The organism is Nakamurella flavida (assembly GCF_030811475.1).
GTDB lineage: Bacteria > Actinomycetota > Actinomycetes > Mycobacteriales > Nakamurellaceae > Nakamurella > Nakamurella flavida.
In genome coordinates, this window is the sequence record NZ_JAUSQV010000001.1 from 973,594 (window position 1) to 998,245 (window position 24,652).

Sequence of the window (24,652 nt, forward strand, 5' to 3'; positions counted from 1 at the left end):
GTGACGGGACGTCCGCCGGCGGCCGGTGACGACCCCGGCCCGTCCGGGCGGGCCGCGGCGGCCGAACGGGCCGTCACCGCTCGGCACGTACGCCGACTCTGGGGGCTGCCCGGGACGGCCCTGGGGGTGGTCAGCTGGCCGCCCGTGCCCAACCACGCCCTGTTCGGCCGCTGGCACTACTGGTGGCAGGCCCATCTGCTGGACTGCCTGGTCGACGCCGAGCTCCGTGCTCCCGACGCCACGCGCCGCCGCCGGATCCGGGCCCAGGCGCGGACGCCGTTCCTGCGCAACGGGTTCCGCTGGCGCAACCGTTACTACGACGACATGAGCTGGCTCGCCCTGGCCCTGCTGCGCGCCGATGCCACCGTCGGCAGCGGACACCGGCGGGCCGTGGACCGACTGACCACCGAGATGCTCGACGCCTGGTCGGACGAGGAGGGCGGCGGGATCCCGTGGCGGCGGCGGGACGCGTTCAAGAACGCGCCGGCCAACGGTCCGGCGGCGATCCTGCTCGCCCGCACCGGCCACGTCGAACGGGCCGCGGCCATGGTCGACTGGATGGACGGACTGCTCCGGCACCCGGAGACCGATCTCGTCCGGGACGGGGTGCTGCACGGCGAGGTCAATCCCGACATCTGGACGTACAACCAGGGCACCGTGCTCGGCGCGGAACTGGAGCTGGTCCGGCGCACGGGCCGCGACCCGCGGGGCATCCACCGGCTCGTCGCCGCGGTCGACCGGCGACTGACCGTGGGCGGGGTGCTCATCGGCCACGGCGGGGCCGACCCGGGCCTGTTCACCGGCATCCTGGCCCGCTACCTGGCCCAGATCGCCCTGCACCTGCCCGGCACGACGGCAGCCGACGCGGACGCCCGGGCCACGGCGGCCCGGTTGCTCGTCGACTCGGCCGATGCCGCCTGGGCCCATCGGGTGGAGAGCACCGGCGGGCCGCTCTTCGGGGCGGACTGGACCACCCCCGCCCCGCTGCCCGGCGCCCGGCGGGAGAAGGATCCCGGCCTGCCGGAACACGATCTGGCCGTGCAGCTCTCGGCCTGGATGCTGCTGGAGGCCGCCGCTGCGGTCACCGGACGGGCCGGCGGCACCGCGTCTGCCTAGGGTGCATCCATGAGCTCCCCCGTGACCCTGATCGACCGCGTCGAGGCCCTGCTGGCCCCCGGCGCGCCGCTTCCGCTGGTGCTGGCCGGCGACCCCGCGCTGCGCCGTCCGGCCGACCCGTACGACGGCGAACTCCCCCCGGCACTGCTCGCCGACCTGCTCGCGGCCATGCGGGTCACCATGCGGGAGGCACCCGGGGTGGGTCTGGCCGCACCGCAGATCGGGCTGGGCGTGCGCATCGCGGTCATCGAGGACCCGAGCCCCCTGCCGACCGAGGCGTCCCTGGTCCGCGACCGACGTCCGGTGCCGTTCCGGGTGATCGTCAACCCCCGGTACGAGGCCGTCGGCGACGTCGCCGCCGAGTTCTACGAGGGCTGCCTGTCGGTGCCGGGGTACCAGGCCGTCGTCCGCCGGGCGCTGACCGTGCGGCTGCGCGGTCAGGACGAGACCGGTGCCGAGCTCGACGAGGAGGTGCGGGGCTGGCCCGCGCGCATCGTCGCGCACGAGACCGACCACCTCGACGGCACGTTGTACCTGGACCGGGCCTACACCCGGTCGCTGGCCTCGACCCAGGTGCTCCAGGAGCACTGGACCCGGCCGGACGTGGGCCTGTCCCGGGAGCTGCTCGGCTTCTAGATCCCGGCCCTGGGTCGGCGCGGCGCCGTTACGGTGAGGCCATGCGCGTCGGTGTGGTCCTGCTGCCCCAGCTCCCCTGGCGCGAGGCGGCGCCCCGCTGGCGGTCGGTGGAGGAACGCGGCTTCGCCCACGGCTGGACGTACGACCACCTGGCCTGGCGCGACCTGGCCGACGAGCCCTGGTACGCCACGGTTCCCACGCTGACCGCCGCGGCCACGGTGACCGCCACGCTGCAGCTGGGCACCTGGGTGACCTCGCCGAACTTCCGCCACCCGGTGACCCTGGCCAAGGAGCTGATGACCCTCGACGACATCTCCGCCGGGCGGCTGATCACCGGGGTCGGCGCGGGCGGGACCGGTTGGGACGCCGAGGTTCTCGGCGGATCTGTCCTACCGGCCCGGCAGCGGATGGACCGACTGGTGGAGTTCGTCGACCTGCTCGACACGCTCCTCACCGACCCGGAGACCTCCCGGGACGGCGAGTTCTTCACCGCGGCGCGGGCCCGCATGCACCCGGCCGGTTCCCGGGCGCGGATCCCGCTCGTGGTGGCCGCCAACGGCCCGCGGGGCATGCGGGTGGCCGCCGGGTACGACGGTTGGGCCACGACCGGCCCCCCGCACGACGCGTCCGCCGCCACGACCGGCGCACGGTGGGAGGCCTGGTGGCGCGATCTCGCCGCCCTGGTCGGCCGGTACGACCGGATCTGCGCGGAGGTCGGCCGGTCACTGGGGACGGGTAGGCGGATGCTCGATCTGGACTCCGCACCGGTGTTCTCGCTGAGCGGTCCGGACGTCTTCGACGACGCCGCCGGGCGTGCCCGGGCCCTGGGCTTCACCGACGTCCTGGTCCACTGGCCCCGAAATTCCGGTGTGCACTCCGGCGATCCCGCCGTCCTGGACCACGTCGCCGGACGACTGCGGGACGGCGGGGTGATGGACTGATCCGCGGACCCGGTCAACCCCCGTCGGACACCGTCAGGCCCGGTCGGATCCGTCCTCGACCGCCGCCGCCGCCTGCTCCTCACGCTGCAGCCGCAGGCGCTCGTCCCGGCGCTGCTCGTGTCGACGGTCGCGCATCCGGGCCAGGATGCCGAGCCCGGAGACGACGGCCAGCAGGAACGCACCACCGATGAACAGCAGCAGGGTTCCCCAGCTGAAGCCACCGCCCCCGTCGGGGGCCGCGGCGGCCCACCCGTGCACGACATGGGCGGCGTCGGTCAGCATCGGGGTGGTCATGCCGGGGATCCGTTCTCGTCGGCCGCCGCGGCGATCACCGCGGTCAGGCTGGTGTGCAGGTCGCGCAGGGCCGCCTCGCCCAGACCCAGCCGGCGGACGACGGCGGGCGGGATGAGGAGCGCCTCCGTGCGCAGCGCGCGGCCCTGCTCGGTCAGGGTGACGGCCAACTGCCGTTCGTCCTCCGCGGAGCGCTGCCGGGTGAGGTGACCGGCCGCTTCCAACCTCTTGAGCAGGGGCGAGAGCGTTCCCGGGTCCAGCTGCAGCCGGGTGCTGAGCTCCTTGACCGACAGCGGCGCCTCCTGCCACAGCGCGAGCAGGACGAGGTACTGCGGGTGGGTGAGCCCCATCGGCTCCAGCAGCGGCCGGTACACCGACAGCACACTGCGGGCGGCGACCACCATGGCGAAGCAGACCTGCTCCTCCAGGGCCAACGGGTCCTTCACGTGGTACGACATGGGTTCATGCTACAACAATTGTGACACCAATGATTTGCGCACGTTCGGATATCGTCGTCACATCCGTCAGGACGACGGGGCCACAGCCGGGGCGCGCCCGTAGGTGACCGCACGGGCCAGGGCCGGTGGCGCACCGTCGGCGAGTTGCCGGTCCGGTTCGACGCCGAGCGCGTCGTTGACGGTGCTGAACGCGAGACGCAGGGCGATCAGCGTGGTGGCCTCGAAGATGCCCCGATCGGTCAGACCGACGGCCCGCAGGGCGTCGACACCGGCGGTGGAGGTGCCGTTCGGATCGGTGACGACCTGCCGCGCCCACCGGGCCAGGGCGGCCTCCCGTTCGCCGAGGCCGGCGGTGGTGCCGGCCGCGACCGCCGCCGCCGTGTCAGGGTCGGCGTGGGCCGCCAACCGACTCCCCCAGGCCAGCGCGCAGTACGAGTCCTGCCGGGCGGCTGCGGTCGCCGTCACCAGGACGGCGACCTCCCGCTCGGTCAGTTCGCTGGACGCCAGCAGGGCGGCGCGGGTGTCGGCGGCCAGGTCCATCACGTCGGGTCGCCAGCACCAGGCCCGGGTCAGGTTGTCCACGTGACCACCGGCCGCGCGGTCGTCAGCGTAGGCGGCGAGCACCTCGGGCGTCGGCGGTGGCTCGGCCAGGAACATCGGTGCAGCATCCTCCCGCCCGCCGAACCTGGGAAGACCACGCGTCACCACCGTCGCCCGGCCCTGGCCGGCAAGGCCGGCTGACCCGATCTAGCGGGGCTGGATCCCCCGCCGCAACCGCTCCGGCGGTCGCGGGGGGTCCAGTCGCCCGGCCAGCACCAGCACGGCCACCACCAGCACGAGCACCCCGGCGACCAGCACGAGCCACGGCCCCGGGCCGGCGGAGGCCTCGCCGGCCAGGAACACCCCCGCGTCCCCCGGCGACAGGGCCCGGACCGCGCCCCAGCCGGCGAGGACGACACCGCACAGCGCCAGCACGACAGCCGGGATGCGGTGCGGTCGCGGCGGGACGACGACCGAGGCGATGACGATCGCGGCGACCACGGCCAACGCGCCGAACACCAGCGCGAGCATGCCCGGGCGGTAGGTGGAGGCCCCGGCGAGGACGTCGTTCAGGTCGGTGCCGGTGAGCTGGCTGTCCCCGCTGATCGCGCCCCACCCGGACACCCGGGCCACCCCCCCGGTCTCGGTCGGCGCGCTGATCCAGGTCTGGAACGACCCGATCACGCCCAGCAGCCCGGCCGCACCGGCGATCCCGGCGAGGACGAGACGGGCCCGGGCCCGACGTCGAGCGGTCTGCACCGACATCCCACGACCACCCTTCCGATCCCGCCCGGCCGACGTCGTCGGCCGTCCGCTCGGGCTCCATAGGATCACGGCATGACCCTGCCCCCGATCGTCCCGGACGCCCGGTGGGCGGTGTGGTTGCTCGGCGTCGACGGGACCGTGTTCTCCGGGGACGTGGCCGTCCAGGCGTTCGCGCGGCATGCGGGGACGACGTTGACCGATGACGGCCGACGCACGCTGATCGCGGCGATGCGCGGCCTGTTGGAGCGCCGCCGCGGGTTGCTGCCCGCCGGGGTCGATCTCGCTGCGGCGCAGAACGGTCATCAGGCCGTGGCCGTCACGGCCCATGCCCTCGGCGTCTCCGACGACGATCTGGCCGCCGCCCACCGTGCCGCCCGGATCGATCTGGCCCGCACCGCCTGGATGCTCGATCCGGCGGACGGTCTGGCCGATCTGCTCGCCCACCCCCAGGTGGGGCCCGTCCACCTGGTCGCCGACCCGCCGGACGATCCGGCGGCGCCCGAGGTGCTGGCCGCCGTGATCCCCGACGGCCGGGTCCAGCTGTCCGCCGCGCCGCACTGGGCGACCGAGACGGCGGTCGGCCCGGTCCTGGTCGTCGCCGATGCGTGGAGCGCGGCGACCGCCGAGGCCGGCGGGGCCGGCGCCGCCGTCACCGTCCTGGACCGGTTCGACCGGCGGGTCGGCGCACCCGAGGTGACCGTCCGCAGCCTGGCCGATCTCGTCACCGCCCTGGGCCCGGGCATCCCCAGCGAGAGGACCGCACCGTGAGCACCCCCGACGGCGAGCCGGTGGAGATCGCCACCCACACCCTGCTGCACCTGTCCGACACCCACCTGACGTCGGCGGGCGTGCTCTACAACGGGGTGATCGACGCCGACCGGGCGCTGGCCGCGGCCGCCGACCTCATCGCCCGCGCCGTGGCCGACGGGGTCGGCGTCGACGCCCTGGTGGTGTCCGGCGATCTGACCGACACCGGAGACCCGGCGGCGTACCGGCGACTGGCCGACGCGCTGGGCTCTCTCGGCCCGCCGGTCGTCTGGGCCACCGGCAACCACGACGTCCGCACCACCCTGCACACCGAGCTGCTGGGCCGTCCGGACGAACCGGGGAAGATCTTGCAGCACCACGACATCGCCGGACTACGCATCCTGGTGCTCGACTCCACCGTCGTGGGGGCCGGGCACGGTCGCCTCGAGCCCGAGCACCTGGCCGAGTTGGCTGCGGCCCTGGCCACCCCGGCCGAGCACGGCAGCGTGGTCGTCCTGCACCACGCCCCGGTGCCGCCGCCGTCGCCCCTGCTCGCGTACTTCACCCTGGAGCGGGCCTCGCGGCGGGCGCTCGCCGCGACCGTCGCCGGCTCCGACGTCCGGCTCGTCCTCGCGGGCCACCACCACCTGGCCCAGTCCGGCTCCCTGGCCGGCGTCCCGGTCGCCGTCGCCGGATCGACGGCCATCCGCGTCGACCCACTCGCCCGACCGGGCCACGAGCGCACCGTGGTCGCCGGATCGCTGAACCTGGTGCGGCTCTACCCGGACACGGTCACCGTGTCGGTCCTGCCGCTGGACGAGAGTCTCGGCGCACCGCAGGCCTTCGCGATGGACGAGGCCGCCTGCGCCGAGCTGATCGCCCGCCACCCGATCGTCCGGTGACCGCAGCTCACATCCAGGCCGCCCAGTCGGCCTTCGCGATCATGCAGTGCACGCCCTTGACCGCGTCGACCACCTGGCTGACCTCGAAGTCACCCGCCGCCGAGAGGTAGGCCAGCGCAACGGATTCCGGGACGTCGAAGCGTGTGTGCAGGAAACCCAGGGCGTTGCGGACGGCATTGCGCATGGCCTCGTCGAGATCGTGGTGCAGACCGGTGGGGATCCAATGGGTGGCGGTCTCCACCAGCGGTCCGCCCGCGCTGCCGAGCACCGTGGCCCGCTGCGCGGCGGGCAGCACGGTGAGCCGGAGCGTCGCCCGCAGCGAGGCTTCCAGCGCGGTCAGCGCCACCTCGCCGTTGCCCTGGGCGAAGTGCGGGTCCCCGGTGGAGAACGACGCGCCGTCCACCAGGACCGGCAGGTAGAGCGTGGAACCCACGGTCAGATGCTTGACGTCGATGTTCCCGCCGTGCTCCCCGGGCGGCACGGACGGGACCGGATCGGTGGTGTCCGGGGCCGTCCCCATCAGACCGAGGAACGGGGCGATCGGGAAACGCACGGTGCGCCCGGCGCCGGCGTCCAGGAAGCCCACGTCGGCCCCGTCCACCCGTTCGACCCAACTGAAGTGGCTGACCGTGCCGTCACTGACCATGGCGTCCCGGTCCCGGGTGGCCGAGGAGTGCCGGTCCCGCGGGAACTCCCCGGCCAGGGCCCCGAACCCGTGCCGGTTGCTGATCAGGCCGTACGGAACCCGGGGGGTGAGGTCCAGCACCTGCACCGCGAGGACGTCGCCGGGGCGTGCGCCGGCCACCCGGATCGGGCCGGTGACCACGTGGGGCCCGTCCTCGGCGGTGTTGGGGATGGCGCTCGCAGCCACCTCGACTGCGTCCTGCAGCACCTCGCCCACCCCGAACTGGGCGAAATAGCGCCGTGGGTCACGGCCCTGATCGGCGAGCAGGCCCTCGTGACTCAGCGTGTCGACGGTGACGGTGTCGCCGCTGTCGATCTCCAGCACCGGCGGGGTGACGGCGTTCGGCAACCATCCCCAGGACACCTCCCCGGCTCGTGAGGGCAGGTAGTGCCGGCCCGGGCGGGGGCCGTCGCCCGGTTGCAGGGCGTACCCGGTGATCGTGCCGGCAGTCATGCGTTCTCCTGGTTCCTCAGGCCGACCACCAGGTCGACCTCGACGACGGCGCCGACGGCGAGGCCGGTGACACCGATGCACGTACGGGCGGGCAGACCGGCGGGGAACCACCGGACGTACTCGGTGTTGAAGACGGCGAAATCGGCGAAGTCGGTGAGATAGGCGCGCACCTGCAGGGTGTCGGCCAATTCCCCACCGGCCGCCTGCACCACGGCGGCCAGGTTGGCCATGACCTGACGGGTCTGCGCGACGACCCCGCCCGGCACCACCTCGCCGGTGAGCGGGTCCGTCGGCATCTGGCCGGTGACGAAGAGCAGATCACCCCAGGCGACGGCATGGACGAACGGCCCGACCGGGGTCGGGACGCCGGGCCGTCCGGTGAGCAGATGCCGCACAGGACCGGCTGTCGTGTCGGGCATGTCAGACCTCCGCCGCATCCATGGCCCGGACGAACCGCCGGGTCGCCTCCTGCACGGGGTGGCCGATCACGTCGTCCGCCAGACCCTCCTCGACGACGACGCCGCCGGCCATGAAGACCACCCGGTCGGCCACCTCGCGGGCGAACCGCAACTGGTGGGTGGCGATGACCATGGTCAGTCCGCCGTCCCGGGCCAGCGCGGTGATCACCTGCAGCACCTCGGCGACCCGCTCGGGGTCCAGGGCGCTGGTCGGTTCGTCGAGAAGCAGGACGGCCGGGCGGGCGGCCAGCGCCCGGGCGATACCCACCCGCTGCTGCTGCCCGCCGGACAGCTGCCGCGGCAGGGCGTCGGCCCGATCGGCCATCCCGACCTGGTCCAGCAGCTCGTCGGCCCGAGCCGTCGCGTCCGCGGCCGACCAACCGTGCACCCAGCGGAGCGGAGCGGCGATGTTCTCCCGCGCGGTGAGATGGTGGAACAGGTTGAAGGTCTGGAAGACCATGCCGACCCCGGCGGCGACCCGCTGACGGGCCACCTCCCGTTCGGCCAGTTCGTTGCCGCGGAGGTCGTACCCGACGGGGGTGTCCCCGATGAGCACCGATCCGCCGTTGAGCCCCTCGAGGTGGTTCAGGGTGCGCAGCAGCGTGCTCTTGCCCGATCCGCTCGGCCCGAGCAGGGCCACCACCTCGCCCTGCCGGACCGTCAGGTCGATCCCGCGCAGGACCTCGGTGTCCCCGAACGACTTCCGCACCTCCCGGGCCTGGATCATCGCCTCGCCGAACCCGCGGGGCGGCGGGTCCGCCCGGGTGCGGGCGGCACGCTCGGCGCGGTCGGCGTCGTCCCGCAGTCGGCCGACCGGCACCAGGGCCTCGTCCGGGACGGCCGACGGGGCCGGCCCACCGGCCGGGACGGGCCGGAGCGGGGAGGGTAGTACGGTGACGCGCTGCCACGGCCAGACCCGTCGGTCCGGGTCCATCGCCCGCTCCACCCCGAGCTGGACCAGGGTCAGCGCCCCGGTCAGCACCAGGTACATCACGGCGGTGGCGAAGTAGATGGAGAAGTAGTCGAAGGTCGCGGACGCCAGCTGCTGGGTCCGCAGGGTCAGCTCGGGCACGGCGATGATCGACGCCAGCGCCGAGTTCTTCATCGTGGAGACGGCTTCGTTGCCCAGCGCCGGCACCATCGCCCGCAGGGCCTGGGGGCCCACCACCCGGCGCATGAGCACCGCCGGGGTCATACCCAGCGCCCGTCCGGCCGCCTTCTGGCCTGCGTCGACCTCCCGCACGCCGGACCGGAAGATCTCGGCGAAGAACGTGGCCTCGTTGAGGGCCAGGGCCACGCCGCCGGCCAGCAGCGGCGGCAGCACCACTCCGGCGTGCGGGAGGACGGTGAACACGAAGACCAGTTGCAGGATCAGCGGTGTGCCGCGGTACAGGGTCGTCCAGGCGCGGGCGACCACGGCGACCGGGCGGAACCGGGACAACAGCATGGCCGCGAGCAGGAGCCCCAGCACCAGGCCGCCGAGGAAGCCCATCGCAGTGAGCTGCAGGGTGATCAGCATGCCGTCCAACAGGTACGGCAGGCTCAGGTAGTGCAGGAAGTCGCTCATCTCGCGGCGTGCCCGATCAGTCCGCGGTCAGGATGGTCGGCTCGGCCACCGCGTTGGCGTCCAGCTGCCACTTGGTGGCCAGCTCGGCCTGCAGACCGGTGGACTGCACCGCGGTGAGCGCGGCCTGGATCGCGTCCCGGAACGCGGTCTTGCCCGTCGGGACGCCGATGCCGATGGTGTAGTCGAGCATCACCGTCTCGGCCGAGGAGAGATCCGCGGGGTGTTCGGCGATGAACCGGGTGACGGTGTTGACGTCGTTCATGTAGGCGTCCGCCCGGCCGGCCAGGATGGCCTGCACGCAGTCGGCACTGGAGTCGAACAGGCTGACAGTGGGCTCGGGCTTCCCCGCGGCCACGCAGTCCGGTCCGACGCCCTCGACCAGTGGGACCTCCACGTAGCCCTTGTTCAGCGCGACAGTCAGTCCGCACAGGGAGGTGTCGATGCCGGTGATCGTCTTCGGATTGTCCTTCGCGACGAGGATGCCGTCGAAGACCTTGGAGTAGCTGATGAAGTCGACCCCGCCGGCGGCCCGTTCCTTGGTGGCGTACAGGTTGGACACGATCCAGTCCGCCTGCCCGCTGGCGACGGTGGGGATGAGCTCGGAGAAGCCGACCGCCACGTAGTCGACGGTGAAGCCCAGGCAGGAGGCGATCGCGTTCCCCAGGTCGATGTCGAAGCCCTGGAACTTCGTCGGGTCCTCCTGGTCGATGACCTCGTAGCCGGGGGTGTGCGGGTTGAGCGCATTGGTCTGGGTGGTGCCGACCAGGTCCGGGTGCTCGGCGCGCAGCGCGGTGCAGGCGGGTGAGTCGGCCAGCGACGAGGACACCTGCTCGGCCGAGGACGCCGCGGATGCCGCGGCCGGCGGGGTGGTCACCGCGGAGCCGGCGGTGGACCCGCCGCCGCAGGCGGCGAGAGTGACGGCGAGGCCGGCCGTGGCCAGCAGTCCGGCGGCCCGGTGCAGGCGCCGGGACGGGCGCGGGGAGGCGCAGAGGTCGCTCATGGCAGGTCCTTTCGTCGTCCGCGCGGCGGGGCCGGGAGGACGGTGGTGTGGGGGTCGGCGTCGTCGCCGTCACGGAGAGCTCCGCGGGGATGTCTGGTCGAATGGTCTGACCAATTGCGGATGACCGTATCCCCCGGTAACCGCCTGCCCGCCTCGATCCTCGGCGTTTAACAGGACGTTTACCCGGGCGTGCGAGATCGTCACATGGTCCGTTGGCCGGACCAACGGACCACGGGTAGCGTCCGCCCCGGGGCCGGTCCGGCTCCGCGAGGAGGTCTGTCGTGAGCCCCGCCGAGATCCCGCCGATGCTGCACCGCAGCCAGAACATCTCCGTGTCCCTGGCCGCTCATCTCGAGCGGCTGATCGCCACCGGGGCACTGCCCCCGGGGAGCCGCCTGCCCGCGGAACGCGACCTGGCCCGGACGATGTCGGTCTCCCGCGCCTCGCTACGCGAGGCCATGCACGAGCTGGAGACCAAGAACCTCATCGAACGGCGGCCCGGGCGGGGCACCACCGTGCTCGAACGGTCCGCGGCCGTGGAGGAACTGCTGGGACTGTCCGGGGGCGCCTCGGTGCGCGACAACGCCGCCGAGCTCCGGCTGGTGGTGGAACCGTCGGTGGCCGCCCTGGCCGCGACCCGGGCGACGGCGTCCAACCTGCTGCAGCTGCAGGAGGTGCTGGACCGCACCACCCCGGATCTGCGGGCCACGCGCTCGCTCGAGCTGGACATCGAGTTCCACCTGCTGCTCGCCCACGCGGCCCGCAATCCCCTGCTGACCACCCTGCACACCCTGATGACCGAGTGGACGATGGAGGTCCGCCGACTCTCCCACTCCACGGCGCGCAGCCGCCGTCACTCCGCCCAGGGGCATGCCGAGATCCTGCGGGCCGTCCGCGCCCAGGACGCCGGCGCGGCCCGCGAGGCCATGGAGCGCCATCTGGACGACGTCCGCGGGCTCATCGAGGGCTGCTGACCGCGTCGCCGACGGGAGTCAGTACATGCCCAGCCGGGCGAGCGGCTCGACCAGCTCGCGCTCCTCGTAGGACAGGTGGGAGAGCAGGGTGTCGCTCAGCAGGTCGACGGCGCCCTGCAGTGCGGCGATTCCGTCCGGGCCGGTGACGAGAGCGACCAGGGCCTGGTCGACGCCCTCCAGCACCTCGTGGATGACCAGGTGCTCCTGCTGGAGCCGGTCGACCACCGGGCGCAGGCGCGGGTCGGCGCGACGCAGGTGCGGCAGCATCGCCTGGTCCTCGAGCGTGTGGTGCAGCGTGACCACCCGGCAGTAGGACTGGCAGTAGGTGCCCAGCGTCCAGTTGTTCTGCCGCAGGGTCATCGCGTTCACCGCCGACCGGGCCGCCCCGGCGTCGAGGGTGCCGACGACCACCTGCGCGACGAGGGCCTGCACCTGCAGCAGCTCCGCCCGCAGGTGATCGTGGACGTCGACGAGGTGCCGCCCCTCCGCCTGCTCGGCGGGGGTGTACGCACGGCCGGGGTCGGCGGGTGGCCCACTGGGGCGGGTGCTCTCGTCCAACACGCGCCGGTCGCTGCGCCGGACGCCGTCGTCCGGGGTGGGCACCACGGCGAAGGCGCCGGCCGCCGTGCGGCCGGGCTCGCTCACCGTCCGCCGCCGGGTCGTGTCGTCATGGTCCCCCCTCCGGGGGCGAGTGCCCCGATCGCCTCCGATGGTGTCAGGTGCCCGTCGACCGACGGAGGCACGCCCCGGCGGTGTTCACCGCAGATGGCCCGCGCGCAGCCAGGTGACGTAGTCGTCGGCCGCCTCGACGGTGCCGTACCGCGGCGCGTATCCGGTGTCCTCCCGCAGTCGGGTGATGTCCATCGGGTCCCCGGCCTCCCCGCCGTCGGGCAGCGCCAGATCGGCGTCCGGGGCGATCGTCCGCAGGGCCGTGATGATCTCGGCGTTGGTGGTCGTCCGGCCGGCGGCGACGTTGTAGGTCCGGTACCGCAGGCGGTCCGCCAGCTGGAGCAGGGCGATGGCCCGGCCGGTGTCCTTGACGTAGTTCAGGTCCAGGCCGTCACCGAGGCGGGGCGCCCCGGCCAGGGCGGCCAGGTCCGGGACCGTGCCGGCGGCAGCGGCGTGGGCGAGGGCGGGCGCGGCGAAGAAGGGATCGGCGTGCCCGAGTGGGCCCCAGGTCCCGGAGATGCGGTAGTGCACCACGTCCAGGCCGGTGGTCTCGGCCAGGTGTTCCCCGAGCAGCTCGGTGATCTTCTTGGCCCGCGGGATCGGATGCGGCGCCGTCAGGGTCACCGCAAGATCCTCGGTCAGCACGCCGCGGTGTCCGGTGCCGAAGTAGACGCCGATGGTGCTGGCCAGGCCGACCCGGTCGACCTGCCACTCCTGCGCCACCCGGCCGATGTTCAGCAACCCCTGCAGCCATCGCTGCGTGGGGTCGATCCCGGTGCGCCGACCCTCGGGACCGTCGGGCATCGGGTAGCCGGCGAGATGCACGATGCCGGTGACGGAGTGACGCTCCCCCACCGCCCGCAGGTCGGCCAGGTCGGCGACGTCCGCCCGCACGACGGCGACCGGGAGATCGGCCAGGTGCTCCGGGACGGCCGCCCGGCCGCGCTGCACGACCACGGTGCGCACACCCTGGTCGTGGAGCGCCCGGACGACGTGCGAGCCGATGAATCCGAACCCGCCGGTCACCAGGATCATGGTGTACTCCCTACTTGTGATCGTCAGCATCTCTGACGATCAGTCCGAAGGTAGCATCACGGTGTGGCAGACGACGACGTGACCGCCGACCCGTCACCCGCCGGTCGGTACGACGAGGCGCTGGGCTACCTGGTCAAGCACGTGCACCTCGCCCACCAGCGGGCCAGTGACGCCGCCCTGGCACCCCTGGGCCTGACCAGTCGCGATCTCGGCGTGGTCCGGGTCATCGCCACGGGCGCGGCGACCTCCCAACAGGAGATCGGCGCCTTGCTCGGCATCGACCGGACGTCGATGGTGGCCATGCTCGACGACCTCGAGGACCGTGGGCTGGTCCGGCGACAGCCCTCGCCGCACGATCGGCGCCGCAACGTCCTGGCCCTCACCCCCGAGGGAGAACGGACCTACCAGGACGCGGAACGTGAGATCGCCGTGGTGGACGCGAAATTCCTGGAACCGTTGAGCAGCAACGACTCCCGCCGGTTCGCGCGTGCGCTGCGCACCCTGTTGGACGCGGCGGACGGCGCGGATCGGGGCCCGGGCTGAGTCGCACCGCCGGGCGTGCCGGCACGGGCCGGTAGGTTCCGGCGATGACCGCACCGCGCTACGACGTCGCCGCCTTCCGTCGGCAGTTCCCCGCCCTGGAGTCCGGTACCGCCCACTTCGACGGCCCCGGTGGCTCCCAAATACCGCGTGCGGTCGCCGACGCCGTCGCCGCGACGATGACGACCTCGTTCGCCAACCGGGGCACGGTCACCGCGGCCGAGCGCTTCACCGACGGTGTGGTGGTCGCTGCGCGGGCGGCGGCCGCGGATCTGCTCGGGGCCGACCCGGCCGGCATCGTCTTCGGGCGCAGCATGACCGCGTTGACGTTCCAGTTCGCCGACACCCTGGCGCGCACCTGGTCGCCCGGGGACGAGATCGTGGTGTCCCGGCTCGATCATGACGCGAACGTGACCCCGTGGGCGCTGGCCGCGCAGGCCGCCGGGGCCACCGTCCGGTGGATCGACTTCGACACCGCCACCGGGGAACTCACCGAGGACCATGTCCGCCGGGTGATCTCGAGCCGCACCCGGCTGGTCGCGGTGACCGGGGCCTCAAACCTCATCGGTACCCGACCCCCGCTGCGGGCGATCGCCGACGCGGTCCACGCGGTGGGCGCGCTGTTCTTCGTCGACGGCGTCCATCTCACCGCGCACGCGCCCGTCGACGTCGTCGCCCTGGGCGCGGATCTCTTCGCGTGCTCGCCGTACAAGTTCCTGGGACCGCACTGCGGGATCGTCGCGGGGAGCCCCGAGCTGCTGGCCGGGCTGCGGCCGGCCAAGCTGACTGCCTCCAGCGATGCCGTACCCGAGCGGTTCGAACTGGGCACACTGCCCTACGAGTTGCTGGCCGGCACGACCGCGGCGATCGAGGTGCTGGCCGGCCTGGGCGGCGCCGACGGGACCCGCCGGGAACGGCTCATCGCCGGGATGACCGCGGTGGAACGCCACGAGGACGAGCTGCGGGAGGGCCTGGAGGCAGAACTGGCCGCCCTGCCCGGGGTGACGTCGTGGTCGCGGGCCGCCGAGCGCACGCCGACCCTGCTGATCACCTTCACCGGCCGGGACGCCCGGGACGCGCACCGGTTCCTGGCCGAGCGGAACGTGAACGCCCCGGCGGGCTCGTTCTACGCCCTGGAGCCCTCGCGGGCGCTCGGCCTGGGCACCGCGGGTGGCCTGCGCATCGGGCTCGCCCCGTACTCCGACGCCCAGGACGTGCAGCGACTGCTGACCGGACTGCGGGAGTTCCTGGCCTGACGGCCCGGCCGTCCCGCCCCGTCCACACGAGGCAGGACGGCCGGGGTGGGTCAGTTCAGGGTGTTGATGTCGATCACGAAGCGGTACCGCACGTCCGAGGCCAGGACGCGCTCGTAGGCCTCGTTGATCTGATCGGCGGAGACCAGCTCGGTTTCCGGCGCGATGCCGTGCTCGGCGCAGAAGTCGAGCATCTCCTGGGTCTCGCCGATGCTGCCGATGCCCGAGCCGGCGAACGAGCGCCGGTTGCCGAACAGGGTGAACACGGTGACCGGGAGGGGCTGGGCCGGGGCACCCACGCTGACCAGGGTGCCGTCGAGCCGGAGCAGCTTGAGGTAGGCGTCCAGGTCGATGACGGCGGAGACGGTGTTGATGATCAGGTCGAAGGTGTTCGTCAGCTTCTCGAACGTCTCCTCGTCCTTGGTCGCGTAGTAATGGTCGGCGCCCAGGCGGAGCCCGTCGTCCTTCTTGCTCAACGTCTGCGACAGGACGGTGACCTCGGCGCCCATCGCGTGGGCGATCTTGACGGCCATGTGGCCGAGCCCGCCCATGCCGACGACCGCGACCTTCTTGCCGGGGCCGGCCTTCCAGTGGTGCAGCGGCGAGTAGGTGGTGATGCCGGCGCAGAGCAGCGGGGCGGCCTTCTCGTACGGGATGGCCTCGGGGACCTTGAGCACGAAGTCCTCGACCACCACGACGTGCGTGGAGTAGCCGCCCTGCGTGGTGGTGCCGTCCTTGTCGGTGGCGGCGTAGGTGCCGGTGTTGCCGTTCAGGCAGTACTGCTCCATCCCGGCGAGGCAGTTGTCGCACTCGCGGCAGGAGTTGACCATGCAGCCGACGCCGACCCGGTCGCCGACCTGGTGCAGGGTGACCTCGGGGCCGACCTCGGTGACGACACCGACGATCTCGTGGCCGACGACCTGCGGGTAGCTGATCGGGCCCCACTCGCCGCGGACGGTGTGGATGTCGGAGTGGCAGATGCCGGCGTACCGAATCTCGATGAGTACGTCCTTCGCACCGACGTCCCGGCGCTCGATCGTGGTGGGGATCAGCGGGTCGGTCGCGGACGGCGCGGCGTAGGCCTTGACGGTGAGCACAGAACTCCTCAAAACGGGTGAACAGGGCTGAGCGCCACCGGGCGGGCAGGTGTTCCGGGGCAGGGGGTCGGACCCCGTGCCCGGCCGACCGGGTGGCGCTACCGGTCCAGTGTGCCCTGCGGGGGGCCGGGCGTGAGAGGCCCTGTCAGTACCTGTCCCGCCCGACAGCCGTTCGAGCAGGGCGCCGGCGACACGGTGGTCGCGCCCCGCCCGCACCGGCCGGCGGCGCCGGTCGGGAGCGGTCCGGGTCCGCGGCGGCCGGCCGTGCCGGTCAGGTCAGCGGAGGCCGGTGACGTCCAGCTGGGTGGACAGGAGGGCGCCGAGGGAGTCCAGGGCGCCGGGGACGAGGGAGAAGTAGGCCCACACGCCGCGCTTCTCCCGGGTGAGCAGACCGGCGCCCACGAGCACCTTGAGGTGGTGGGACACCGTCGGCTGGGACAGCCCGATCGGTTCGGTCAGGTCGCACACGCACGCCTCCTGCCCGTCGTGGGCGGCGACCATGGACAGCAGGCGCAACCGGGCGGGGTCGGCCAGGGCCTTGAGGGTGCGCGCGAGATCGGCCGCGGTCCGGGCGTCCAGGGGGGCGCGGACAAGGGGGGCGCAGCACGCGAGGTCGACCGAGGGCAGCGACACCGTGCGCGAGGACTCCATCCGGCGAGTATGCCCCGTCGCATTGACACTCGTCGATCCCTGGGTCCACGCTGGACCCATCGACCGACGTCTATGTCAGGAGTGGTGATGACGCAGTCCGATGCGGTGCGGTGGGAGGTCCTCCACCGGTATGCCGCTGCCGCCAGCACCGTCAGCTCAGGGGTGGGTTGCTGCGGGCCGGCCGATGCGCTGGCCGCGATCAGCGACCGTGACGAGACCGCCGTCTTCGGTGCCGCCCTGTACGCGGACGGCCAGACCGACGACCTGCCCGCCGAGGCGGTGCTCGCCTCGCTGGGCTGCGGCAACCCGCTCGCGGTGGCCGACCTCCACCCCGGGGAACGGGTCCTGGACCTGGGTTCGGGCGGCGGGATCGACGTCCTGCTGTCCGCGAAGCGGGTCGGGCCGACCGGGTTCGCCTACGGGGTGGACATGACTCCCGAGATGCTCGACCTCGCGCGGGCCAACGCCGCCCGGGCCGGGACGAGCAATGTCGCGTTCCTGGCCGGGCAGATCGAGGCCGTCCCGCTGCCCGACGGCGCGGTCGACGTGATCATCTCCAACTGCGTGATCAACCTGTCCACCGACAAGCCCGCCGTGCTGGCCGAGATGTTCCGGTTGCTGACCCCGGGCGGGCGCATCGGGATCTCCGATGTCGTCGCCGAGGACCACCTCAGCACGACCGACCGGGCCGAACGCGGCACCCACGTGGGCTGCATCGCCGGGGCACTGTCCCGCCGTGAGTACCTCGAGGGGCTGACCGCGGCCGGCTTCACCGACCCCGGCGTCACCTTCACCCACGAAGCCGCACCCGGCATGCACGCGGCGATCGTCCGCGCCACCAAGCCCACCGGCCGACCCGCCGATCTGCTGCACCGCCCCCTGCTGCACGAAGGAAACCGCCTCGCATGACTGACATCTCGACCCCGACGCCGGGCCGCACCGGCGCGCCGGTGCTGGCCCGGCTGTCCACCCTGGACCGGTTCCTCCCCGTGTGGATCATCGCCGCGATGGCCCTGGGGCTGCTGCTGGGTCGGGTCGTCCCGGGCATCGCCGGCGTCCTGGACGCGGTGCGGATCGGCTCCGTCTCGTTGCCCATCGCGATCGGGCTGTTGATCATGATGTACCCGGTGCTGGCCAAGGTCCGGTACGACGAGACCGGCCGCGTCACCGGCGACAGGCGTCTGCTCATCGCGTCTCTGGTGATGAACTGGCTCGTCGGGCCGGCGCTGATGTTCGCCCTGGGCTGGCTGCTGCTGCCCGATCTACCCGAGTACCGCACCGGGCTGATCATCGTCGGGCTGGCCCGCTGCATCGCCATGGTGCTGATCTGGAACGAGCTGGCCTGCGGTGACCGCGAGGCCGCCGCCGTCCTGGTCGCCATCAACTCCGTCTTCCAGGTCGTCGCGTTCGGCGCCCTGGGCTGGTTCTACCTGCAGGTGCTGCCCGGCTGGCTGGGTCTGCAGACCACCAGTGCCGTGTTCTCCGTCTGGGCGATCACCGCGAGCGTGCTGGTCTTCCTCGGCATCCCGCTGGTGGCCTGGTTCCTCACCCGCACCGTCGGGGAGCGGCGGATGGGCCGCGAGCGGTACGAGTCCCAGTTCCTGCCCCGGATCGGGCCGTGGGCGCTGTACGGGTTGCTGTTCACCATCGTCGTGCTCTTCGCGCTGCAGGGTCAGCAGATCACCTCCCGCCCCTGGGATGTCGCCCGCATCGCGCTGCCGTTGGTCGTCTACTTCCTCGTCACCTTCGGGGTCTCGTTCCTGGCCGGGCGCGCCCTGCACCTGGGCTACGCCAGGACGACCACGCTGGCGTTCACCGCCGCCGGCAACAATTTCGAGCTGGCCATCGCGGTTGCGATCGGCACGTTCGGTGTCACCTCCGGGCAGGCCCTGGCCGGGGTGGTCGGACCGCTGATCGAGGTGCCCGCCCTGGTCGCCCTGGTGTACGTCGCCCTGTGGGCCGGGCGGCGGCTGTTCCCCGGCGACCCGACCCTGCCCGCGGCCACCCGCACCCGCCGCTGACCACAGCGTCGACTTCCCCATCCGACCCGCTCGTCCCCCAGGAGCCCGCGTGTCCCACCGCCCGTCCGTGCTGTTCGTCTGCGTCCGCAACGGCGGCAAGTCCCAGATGGCCGCCGGCCTCATGCGTCAGGCCGCCGGGGACGCCGTCCGGGTCGAGTCCGCCGGCACCGACCCCGGGGCGACGGTCAACGCCCTGTCCGCGCAGAGCCTGCTCGAGGTCGGCGTCGACATCGCCGAGCAGCAGCCCAGGGCCGTCAGCGATCAGCTCATCGCCGACGCCGACCTCGTCGTCACCCTCGGCCGGGACGCCCGGGTCGAGCCCACCGACGGCACCCCCGTCGTCCGGTGGGACACCGACGAGCCCTCCGAACGCGGCATCGACGGCCTCGAACGCATGCGTCTGATCCGCGACGACATCGCCGCCCGCGTCCGCCGGCTCACCGCGGAGCTGAGCTCGTCGGCGACGTCCTGACCGGTCGGCCCGCCGACGGTGCCCGGCCCGGGCAGGCTCACCCGCCGGCGGTGAGCCTGTCCCGCAGCGCATGCACCCGGGCCTTCAGTTCCAGGGCCCGCGGGGTGTCGCGCCCGACGAGGTCCTCGGCGAGCACGTCGAGGGTGGCGATGGCGTGCCGCCGCTGCACCGTTCCCGGCGCGGTGTCCGCCCGCGCCGTGTGGTCGAGCACGTCGGCGATGGTCTCGAGCGACTCGGCTCTGAACATGGGTCGGCTCCCGGGGTCGGGTCAGGCCGTCGGGAAATCGGCGCTGGTGTTGGCGGCCGCGGTCAGCTCGGCACTGTCCGGTCCGACGTCGCCCCAGGTCCAGTCCCGCACCGACGGCAGGTCGTCGCCGTGCTCCCGGGTGTACCGCTGCGCCTCGGCCCGCGCGTCCACCATCTGCTGACGCAGCAGCGCCGCGTGCGAGCGCAGGGTGGGCACCTGGTCGATGACGTCGATGACCAGGTGGAACCGGTCCATGTCGTTCATCATCACCATGTCGAACGGGGTGGAGGTGGTGCCCTCCTCCTTGTAGCCGCGCACGTGGATGTTGGCGTGGTTGGTGCGTCGATAGGTCAGCCGGTGGATCAGCCAGGGATAGCCGTGATAGGCGAAGATCACCGGGGCGTCGGCGGTGAACAGGGTGTCGAAGTCGCGGTCGGACAACCCGTGCGGGTGCTCCCCCGCGCTCTGCAGACGCATCAGGTCGACCACGTTGATGAAGCGGACCCGCAGCTCCGGCAGGTGCTCCCGCAGGATCGAGACCGCCGCCAGTGCCTCGAGGGTCGGTACGTCCCCGGCACACCCGATGACGACATCCGGGCTGCCCTCGTCGTTGCTCGCCCAGTCCCAGATGCCGAGCCCGCGGGCGCAGTGATCGCCCGCCTCGTCGGGGGTGAGCCAGTCGAAACAGGGCTGCTTGCCGGCCACGATCACGTTGACGTAGTTCACCGAGGCCAGGCAGTGCTCGATCGTGGACAGCAGCGTGTTGGTGTCCGGCGGGAAGTACGCCCGGATGACGTCGGCCTTCTTGTTGACCACGTGGTCCACGAAACCCGGGTCCTGGTGGGAGAAACCATTGTGGTCCTGCCGCCACACGTGCGAGGTGAGCAGATAGGTCAGCGAGGCCACCGGCCGCCGCCACCCGATCTCCCGGGTCACCTTGAGCCACTTGGCGTGCTGGTTGAACATCGAGTCCACCAGGTGGATGAACGCCTCGTAGCAGGAGAACACCCCGTGCCGACCGGTCAGCAGATAGCCCTCCAGCAACCCCTGGCAGGTGTGCTCGGACAGGATCTCCATCACCCGACCCGAGCCGGCCAGATGCACGTCCACGGGCAGGATCTCGCCCTGCCACACCTTGTCGGTGGTGGCGTACACGGCGTCCAGTCGGTTGGACGCGGTCTCGTCCGGGCCGACGATCCGGAAGTTGTCCAGGTTGTCGATCATCACGTCGAGCAGGTACTGCCCCATCACCCGGGTCGGTTCGTGGATGGATGCGCCCGGGGCCGTCACCTCCACGCCGCGCTCCCGGAAGTCCCGCAGGATCAACGGTCTGCGCAGCAGGCCGCCGTTGGCGTGCGGATTGGCGCTCATCCGTCGATCCCCCACGGGCGCCAACGCGGCGATGCGCTCGATCACCCGGCCGTCGGCGTCGAACAGTTCCTCGGGCCGGTAGGAACGCATCCACTCGGCCAGCATCGCCCGGTGCGAGGCGTTCGTGCGGGTCTCGGTCAGCGGCACCTGGTGGGAACGCCAGGTGCCCTCGTACCGCAGACCGTCGATCTCCTTGGGACCGGTCCACCCCTTCGGGGTGACCATCAGGATCATCGGCCACGGCCGGCGCTCGGTCACCCCGCCGGTGCGGGCCCCGGCCTGGATTTCCCGGATGCGGTCGATCGCGGTGTCCATCGCGGCGGCCATGGCCTGGTGCACCAGCATCGGGTCGTCGCCCTCGACGGTGATGACCTCGTGCCCGTAGCCGCGGAGCAGATCGTGCAGCTCCTCGCGGCGGATCCGCGCCGGGATGGTCGGGTTGGCGATCTTCCAGCCGTTCAGGTGCAGGATCGGCAACACCGCGCCGTCGGTCACCGGGCTGAGCAGCTTGTTCGCGTGCCAGGACGCGGCCAGCGGGCCGGTCTCGAACTCCCCGTCGCCGACCACGGCGGCGACGACCAGATCGGGGTTGTCCAGCGCCGCCCCGTAGGCATGCGAGAGCACGTACCCGAGCTCGCCGCCCTCGTGGATCGACCCGGGCGTCTCCGGCGCCACATGACTGGGGATACCGCCGGGAAAGCTGAACTGCCGGAACAGCTTCCGGATGCCGTCGGTGGTCTGCGTGATGTGCGGGTAGACCTCGCTGTAGGTGCCGTCCAGATAGGTCGACGCCACCGCCGCGGGACCGCCGTGCCCGGGGCCGGCCAGGAAGATCGCGTTCACGTCCCGCTCCCGGATGACCCGGTTGAGATGGGCGTAGACCATGTTCAGGCCGGGTGTCGTACCCCAGTGCCCGAGCAGCCGCGGCTTCACGTCCTCGGCGACGAGATCCCGGTCGAGGAGGGGATTGTCGAGCAGGTAGATCTGCCCGACGGCCAGATAGTTCGCCGCCCGCCACCAGGCGTGGATGTCGTCGAGTTCGGTCGCGGACAGCGGTCCGGGGTTCGCGGTGGTCGAGGCGGTGGCGGCAGCGGTCATGCGGTCCTCCAGGTGGCCGGCACGATCACCGACCGTCGGGGGCGCGGCCCGTCACCGACGGGGCCACCTTCCCCGGGCCCCCACCGTTGCCGTGCACCCACCGGGCACGTCACCCCTGTCGATGACGCCACCGTAGGCGCGCTGGGCCGGTCCGGCACCCCGGCGTCCGTCCGGACACCAGATGTTCACCGGCCGGCCCCCCTCCCGGTGGTGGGCTCAGACCACCCGCACCGCGAGCAGCACGGCGTCGACCGCCGTCACCTCGACACCCTCCATGACCGCCGGCCGGGTGGGGGCGTCGCACACCACGATCCGCCACTGCGTCGGGTCGAGCGACTCCGCCACCTGCTCGGCGGTGAACTGCATGTCCGGCCACTCCTCGTGCCCGGAGTGCCGCGGGTGGTCGGGATGGTGGCCCACCACGAGCAGTGCGCCACCCGGGGCCACGGCCGCGGCCAGCTCCTGCTGCACCCGCTGCAGGTGTGGGCGGGGCAGGTGCATGAACTGGGCGGAGACCAGGTCGTACCGCTGCTCCGCCCGCCAGGTCAGGATGTCGGCCTGCTGCCACGACATCCGCTGCTCCACGCCGGGCTCGGCCGCCTGCGCGGTCGATCGCGCCGCGCGGGCCAGCGCCACGGCCGAGACGTCCAGACCGGTCACCTGCCAGCCCTGCCGCGCCAGCCACAGCACGTCCGCCCCCTCGCCGCACCCCACGTCCAGCGCGGTCCCGGGGGTGAGCCCGGCGGCGTGGCGGACCAGCTGCGGGTTGGGGTTGCCGCTCCAGATCTGCTGGCTGGCGGCGTACCGCTCGTCCCAGAACTCGGGGGTGAACAGGTTCATGGTCGCGTCGGGCACTGCTCCGGACGTCATCGGAACTCCTCGGTCGGGCTGTCGGGCGGCGGTCGGGCGCTCCGCCGGCTCCCACTGTGCGGACTCTTGACCGCGCCTGGCAAGCCCTGTTGCCGGTTCAGCACGGCTCAACCGCCGGCGGACCACCCGGGCACGGCGAGCACCAGCCAGCACCCGGCCAGCAGATGTGGCCCGAAGGCCAGCGCGGACCGCATCGTCATCCGCCGGCTGAGCAGGCCGAGGAGCGACACGACGGAGCCGGTGACGAAGGCGAGCACCACACCGAGCACGGCCGCCCCCCAGGACAGGTACCCGGTGAGCAGCACCAGGGCCGGGACGAGCTTGACGTCGCCGCGGCCCATCGCCGCCGGGGCGATCCGCCAGACCAGCCAGAACAGACCGCCGACCAGGGCGGCCGCGAGCACTGCGCGCGGCACGCTGCCCGACCCCGGCGACCACAGCGAGGTCCCGACGACGAGGGCGGCGCTGACCCCCCACGCCGGGAGGGTCAGGGCGTCGGGGAGGCGGTGGTGCCGCAGGTCCACCGCGGCCAATGCCACGCCGAGCCAACCCGCCCACAGCAGGATCACCAGCCGCGCGGTGCCCCAGCCCGCGGCGAGCGAGGCGGCGGTGACCACGGCGCAGGCGATCTCCACCCCGCCGGGGCGCAGCACGGCACCCCGGCGCAACCGGGCCAGCACGCTCCGGATCCCGACCCCCACCCCGGCGCCGGTGAGCAGGCCGACGACGACGAGAACCCACCAGGAGGCCGTCCAGGCGTCGAGTCGATCACCGAGCATGCGATCACGGTGACACGGCGGGTCCGGGCACCGACCCGGTTGTCCCCAGGTGCACCCCCGCAACGCCGAGGTCCACCCGCGCGGGGGCGGTCGGCCGTCGGGGCGGTGACCACGAGGCACCGCCGTCCCCCGTCGGGACGCCTCGGCCCGGGTCAGTCGACCGGCAGCGCCAGGTCGGTCCCGGACGCGGCCCGCAGCGCATCGCGCATCGCCGCGGCCGGGGCGGACACCCCGGTCATCAGCTCGAACTGCCGGAGCGCCTGGTGCAGCAGCATGTCCAGGCCCGTCACGACCACCCGGTCGGCCGCGCCGGCGGCGGCCAGGACGGTCGGCCAGGGGGCGTAGACCACGTCGAGCAGCACCGGGGCCGGAGCCACCGCCGCGGCCAGGGCGTCGGCGCCGCCGGCCGGGACGGTGGACACGACGAGATCCGCCTTCCGGGCCGCCGCCGCCACCGGGTCGACGTCGAACGGGGTCACCGTCACGTCGAGCCCGAGGTCCCGGGCCAGCGCGGCGGCACCGGCGGTGCTCTGCGGGCGCCGTCCGACCAGGACCAGGGACCGGGCGCCCATCTCGGCCAGGGCCAGCACGACGGCCATCGCCGTCCCGCCGCCGCCCAGCACCACCGCCCGGTCGACCGACGGCACGCCGGCACTGCGCAGGGCCCCGCGCACCCCGTCGACGTCGGTGTTCTCCGCGGCCCAGCCGTCCGTCCGACGCAGCAGGGTGTTCGCCACCCCGAGGCGGCGGACCCGGTCGGACCGCTCGGTCGCGACGGCGGCCGCGGCGGCCTTGCCGGGCATGGTCACCGAGAGGCCCGCCCACGACGCGTCCAGCCCGCCCACGAGAGCGGGCAGGGCCGCGGCGTCGCACTCGATCGCCTGGTAGCTCCAGTCCAGTCCGGTCGCGGCGTATCCGGCGCGGTGCAGCACCGGGGAGAGGGAGTGGGCGATGGGCGAACCGAGCACGGCGGCGCGACGGCGGCCGGACGGATCCCCGGACACGGGGGCGGCCAC

Annotated in this window: 28 protein-coding genes; 11 read left to right on the forward strand and 17 right to left on the reverse strand. The window is 73.0% G+C overall.

Annotated elements, in window-relative coordinates; all coding sequences use genetic code 11:
- Genes J2S58_RS04325 through J2S58_RS04335 form a run of 3 tightly spaced genes read left to right on the forward strand, consistent with a single transcriptional unit; the run spans nt 1 to nt 2,693 of the window.
- The gene (locus tag J2S58_RS04325; protein ID WP_205256134.1) at nt 1-1,116 is read left to right on the forward strand and encodes a glycoside hydrolase family 76 protein; all 1,116 of its coding nucleotides are present in this window, start codon (nt 1-3) and stop codon (nt 1,114-1,116) included.
- Nucleotides 1,117-1,125: 9 nt separating this feature from the next.
- Entirely contained in the window at nt 1,126-1,752 is a 627-nt protein-coding gene (locus J2S58_RS04330) for a peptide deformylase (protein ID WP_205256133.1), read from the forward strand.
- Between the two features lie 41 nt (nt 1,753-1,793).
- Complete coding sequence (locus J2S58_RS04335; RefSeq protein WP_205256132.1) at nt 1,794-2,693, forward strand: LLM class flavin-dependent oxidoreductase; 900 nt, start codon at nt 1,794-1,796, stop codon at nt 2,691-2,693.
- A gap of 33 nt (nt 2,694-2,726) precedes the next feature.
- On the opposite strand, the gene J2S58_RS04340 is transcribed toward J2S58_RS04335, so the two are convergent.
- The 4 genes from J2S58_RS04340 to J2S58_RS04355 form a co-directional block, all read right to left on the reverse strand.
- Nucleotides 2,727-2,987 carry a hypothetical protein gene (locus J2S58_RS04340; protein ID WP_205256131.1) on the reverse strand — a complete coding sequence of 87 codons (261 nt, stop codon included), beginning with the start codon at nt 2,985-2,987 and terminating at the stop codon, nt 2,727-2,729.
- On the reverse strand, nt 2,984-3,442 hold the full coding sequence (locus J2S58_RS04345) for a MarR family winged helix-turn-helix transcriptional regulator (RefSeq protein ID WP_205256130.1): 459 nt from the start codon (nt 3,440-3,442) through the stop codon (nt 2,984-2,986). Before J2S58_RS04345 ends, J2S58_RS04340 begins: the two co-directional genes overlap by 4 nt.
- Before the next feature lie 66 nt (nt 3,443-3,508).
- A complete protein-coding gene (locus tag J2S58_RS04350; protein WP_205256129.1) occupies nt 3,509-4,099 on the reverse strand; it encodes a carboxymuconolactone decarboxylase family protein in 591 nt (196 codons plus the stop codon).
- Nucleotides 4,100-4,189: 90 nt separating this feature from the next.
- Complete coding sequence (locus J2S58_RS04355; RefSeq protein WP_205256128.1) at nt 4,190-4,747, reverse strand: hypothetical protein; 558 nt, start codon at nt 4,745-4,747, stop codon at nt 4,190-4,192.
- A 72-nt stretch (nt 4,748-4,819) separates the two neighbouring features.
- On the opposite strand from J2S58_RS04355, the gene J2S58_RS04360 reads away from it, so the two are divergent.
- The gene (locus J2S58_RS04360) at nt 4,820-5,515 is read left to right on the forward strand and encodes a hypothetical protein (protein ID WP_205256127.1); all 696 of its coding nucleotides are present in this window, start codon (nt 4,820-4,822) and stop codon (nt 5,513-5,515) included.
- Nucleotides 5,512-6,396, forward strand: coding sequence for a metallophosphoesterase family protein (locus J2S58_RS04365; RefSeq protein ID WP_205256126.1), 885 nt, complete (start codon nt 5,512-5,514; stop codon nt 6,394-6,396). The genes J2S58_RS04360 and J2S58_RS04365 overlap by 4 nt, the downstream gene beginning before the upstream one ends.
- Nucleotides 6,397-6,403: 7 nt before the next feature.
- On the opposite strand, the gene J2S58_RS04370 is transcribed toward J2S58_RS04365, so the two are convergent.
- Genes J2S58_RS04370 through J2S58_RS04385 form a run of 4 tightly spaced genes read right to left on the reverse strand, consistent with a single transcriptional unit; the run spans nt 6,404 to nt 10,559 of the window.
- Nucleotides 6,404-7,534 carry an acetamidase/formamidase family protein gene (locus J2S58_RS04370; protein ID WP_205256125.1) on the reverse strand — a complete coding sequence of 377 codons (1,131 nt, stop codon included), beginning with the start codon at nt 7,532-7,534 and terminating at the stop codon, nt 6,404-6,406.
- Nucleotides 7,531-7,953, reverse strand: coding sequence for a RidA family protein (locus tag J2S58_RS04375; protein ID WP_205256124.1), 423 nt, complete (start codon nt 7,951-7,953; stop codon nt 7,531-7,533). The genes J2S58_RS04370 and J2S58_RS04375 overlap by 4 nt, the downstream gene beginning before the upstream one ends.
- A gap of 1 nt (nt 7,954) precedes the next feature.
- Entirely contained in the window at nt 7,955-9,559 is a 1,605-nt protein-coding gene (locus J2S58_RS04380) for an amino acid ABC transporter permease/ATP-binding protein (RefSeq protein WP_205256123.1), read from the reverse strand.
- Nucleotides 9,560-9,575: 16 nt separating this feature from the next.
- Nucleotides 9,576-10,559: an ABC transporter substrate-binding protein gene (locus J2S58_RS04385; RefSeq protein WP_205256122.1), complete on the reverse strand. Its 984-nt coding sequence runs from the start codon at nt 10,557-10,559 to the stop codon at nt 9,576-9,578.
- A gap of 281 nt (nt 10,560-10,840) precedes the next feature.
- On the opposite strand from J2S58_RS04385, the gene J2S58_RS04390 reads away from it, so the two are divergent.
- Nucleotides 10,841-11,533 (forward strand): FadR/GntR family transcriptional regulator, encoded by a 693-nt coding sequence (locus tag J2S58_RS04390; protein WP_205256121.1) that lies wholly within the window; start codon nt 10,841-10,843, stop codon nt 11,531-11,533.
- A gap of 18 nt (nt 11,534-11,551) precedes the next feature.
- Here the strand turns inward: J2S58_RS04390 and J2S58_RS04395 are convergent, their stop codons facing one another.
- Together J2S58_RS04395 and J2S58_RS04400 are read right to left on the reverse strand one after the other, a co-directional pair.
- Nucleotides 11,552-12,178, reverse strand: coding sequence for a hemerythrin domain-containing protein (locus J2S58_RS04395; RefSeq protein WP_205256120.1), 627 nt, complete (start codon nt 12,176-12,178; stop codon nt 11,552-11,554).
- A gap of 111 nt (nt 12,179-12,289) precedes the next feature.
- Nucleotides 12,290-13,237, reverse strand: coding sequence for an NAD-dependent epimerase/dehydratase family protein (locus J2S58_RS04400; RefSeq protein WP_205256119.1), 948 nt, complete (start codon nt 13,235-13,237; stop codon nt 12,290-12,292).
- A 63-nt stretch (nt 13,238-13,300) separates the two neighbouring features.
- Between J2S58_RS04400 and J2S58_RS04405 the strand changes: the two genes are divergently transcribed.
- Nucleotides 13,301-13,780: a MarR family winged helix-turn-helix transcriptional regulator gene (locus J2S58_RS04405; protein ID WP_205256118.1), complete on the forward strand. Its 480-nt coding sequence runs from the start codon at nt 13,301-13,303 to the stop codon at nt 13,778-13,780.
- A 44-nt stretch (nt 13,781-13,824) separates the two neighbouring features.
- Nucleotides 13,825-15,033 carry a cysteine desulfurase-like protein gene (locus J2S58_RS04410; RefSeq protein WP_205256117.1) on the forward strand — a complete coding sequence of 403 codons (1,209 nt, stop codon included), beginning with the start codon at nt 13,825-13,827 and terminating at the stop codon, nt 15,031-15,033.
- 50 nt (nt 15,034-15,083) lie between these two features.
- On the opposite strand, the gene J2S58_RS04415 is transcribed toward J2S58_RS04410, so the two are convergent.
- Nucleotides 15,084-16,127, reverse strand: coding sequence for an NAD(P)-dependent alcohol dehydrogenase (locus tag J2S58_RS04415; protein WP_205256116.1), 1,044 nt, complete (start codon nt 16,125-16,127; stop codon nt 15,084-15,086).
- Between the two features lie 276 nt (nt 16,128-16,403).
- Nucleotides 16,404-16,778 carry an ArsR/SmtB family transcription factor gene (locus tag J2S58_RS04420; RefSeq protein ID WP_205256115.1) on the reverse strand — a complete coding sequence of 125 codons (375 nt, stop codon included), beginning with the start codon at nt 16,776-16,778 and terminating at the stop codon, nt 16,404-16,406.
- Nucleotides 16,779-16,865: 87 nt separating this feature from the next.
- On the opposite strand from J2S58_RS04420, the gene arsM reads away from it, so the two are divergent.
- Genes arsM through J2S58_RS04435 form a run of 3 tightly spaced genes read left to right on the forward strand, consistent with a single transcriptional unit; the run spans nt 16,866 to nt 19,271 of the window.
- The gene (arsM, locus tag J2S58_RS04425) at nt 16,866-17,687 is read left to right on the forward strand and encodes an arsenite methyltransferase (RefSeq protein ID WP_240188664.1); all 822 of its coding nucleotides are present in this window, start codon (nt 16,866-16,868) and stop codon (nt 17,685-17,687) included.
- Nucleotides 17,684-18,799 (forward strand): ACR3 family arsenite efflux transporter, encoded by a 1,116-nt coding sequence (gene arsB / locus J2S58_RS04430; protein ID WP_240188661.1) that lies wholly within the window; start codon nt 17,684-17,686, stop codon nt 18,797-18,799. The genes arsM and arsB overlap by 4 nt, the downstream gene beginning before the upstream one ends.
- A gap of 49 nt (nt 18,800-18,848) precedes the next feature.
- Complete coding sequence (locus J2S58_RS04435; RefSeq protein ID WP_205256113.1) at nt 18,849-19,271, forward strand: arsenate-mycothiol transferase ArsC; 423 nt, start codon at nt 18,849-18,851, stop codon at nt 19,269-19,271.
- A 37-nt stretch (nt 19,272-19,308) separates the two neighbouring features.
- Here the strand turns inward: J2S58_RS04435 and J2S58_RS04440 are convergent, their stop codons facing one another.
- The 5 genes from J2S58_RS04440 to J2S58_RS04460 all read right to left on the reverse strand — a co-directional run bounded on the left by J2S58_RS04440 (nt 19,309) and on the right by J2S58_RS04460 (nt 24,652).
- Entirely contained in the window at nt 19,309-19,518 is a 210-nt protein-coding gene (locus J2S58_RS04440) for a hypothetical protein (protein ID WP_205256112.1), read from the reverse strand.
- A 21-nt stretch (nt 19,519-19,539) separates the two neighbouring features.
- Nucleotides 19,540-21,987 (reverse strand): phosphoketolase family protein, encoded by a 2,448-nt coding sequence (locus tag J2S58_RS04445; RefSeq protein ID WP_205256111.1) that lies wholly within the window; start codon nt 21,985-21,987, stop codon nt 19,540-19,542.
- 216 nt (nt 21,988-22,203) lie between these two features.
- Entirely contained in the window at nt 22,204-22,857 is a 654-nt protein-coding gene (locus tag J2S58_RS04450) for an SAM-dependent methyltransferase (protein ID WP_240188659.1), read from the reverse strand.
- Between the two features lie 107 nt (nt 22,858-22,964).
- The gene (locus J2S58_RS04455; protein WP_205256110.1) at nt 22,965-23,636 is read right to left on the reverse strand and encodes a prepilin peptidase; all 672 of its coding nucleotides are present in this window, start codon (nt 23,634-23,636) and stop codon (nt 22,965-22,967) included.
- Nucleotides 23,637-23,788: 152 nt separating this feature from the next.
- Nucleotides 23,789-24,652 carry a shikimate dehydrogenase gene (locus tag J2S58_RS04460; RefSeq protein WP_306826360.1) on the reverse strand — a complete coding sequence of 288 codons (864 nt, stop codon included), beginning with the start codon at nt 24,650-24,652 and terminating at the stop codon, nt 23,789-23,791.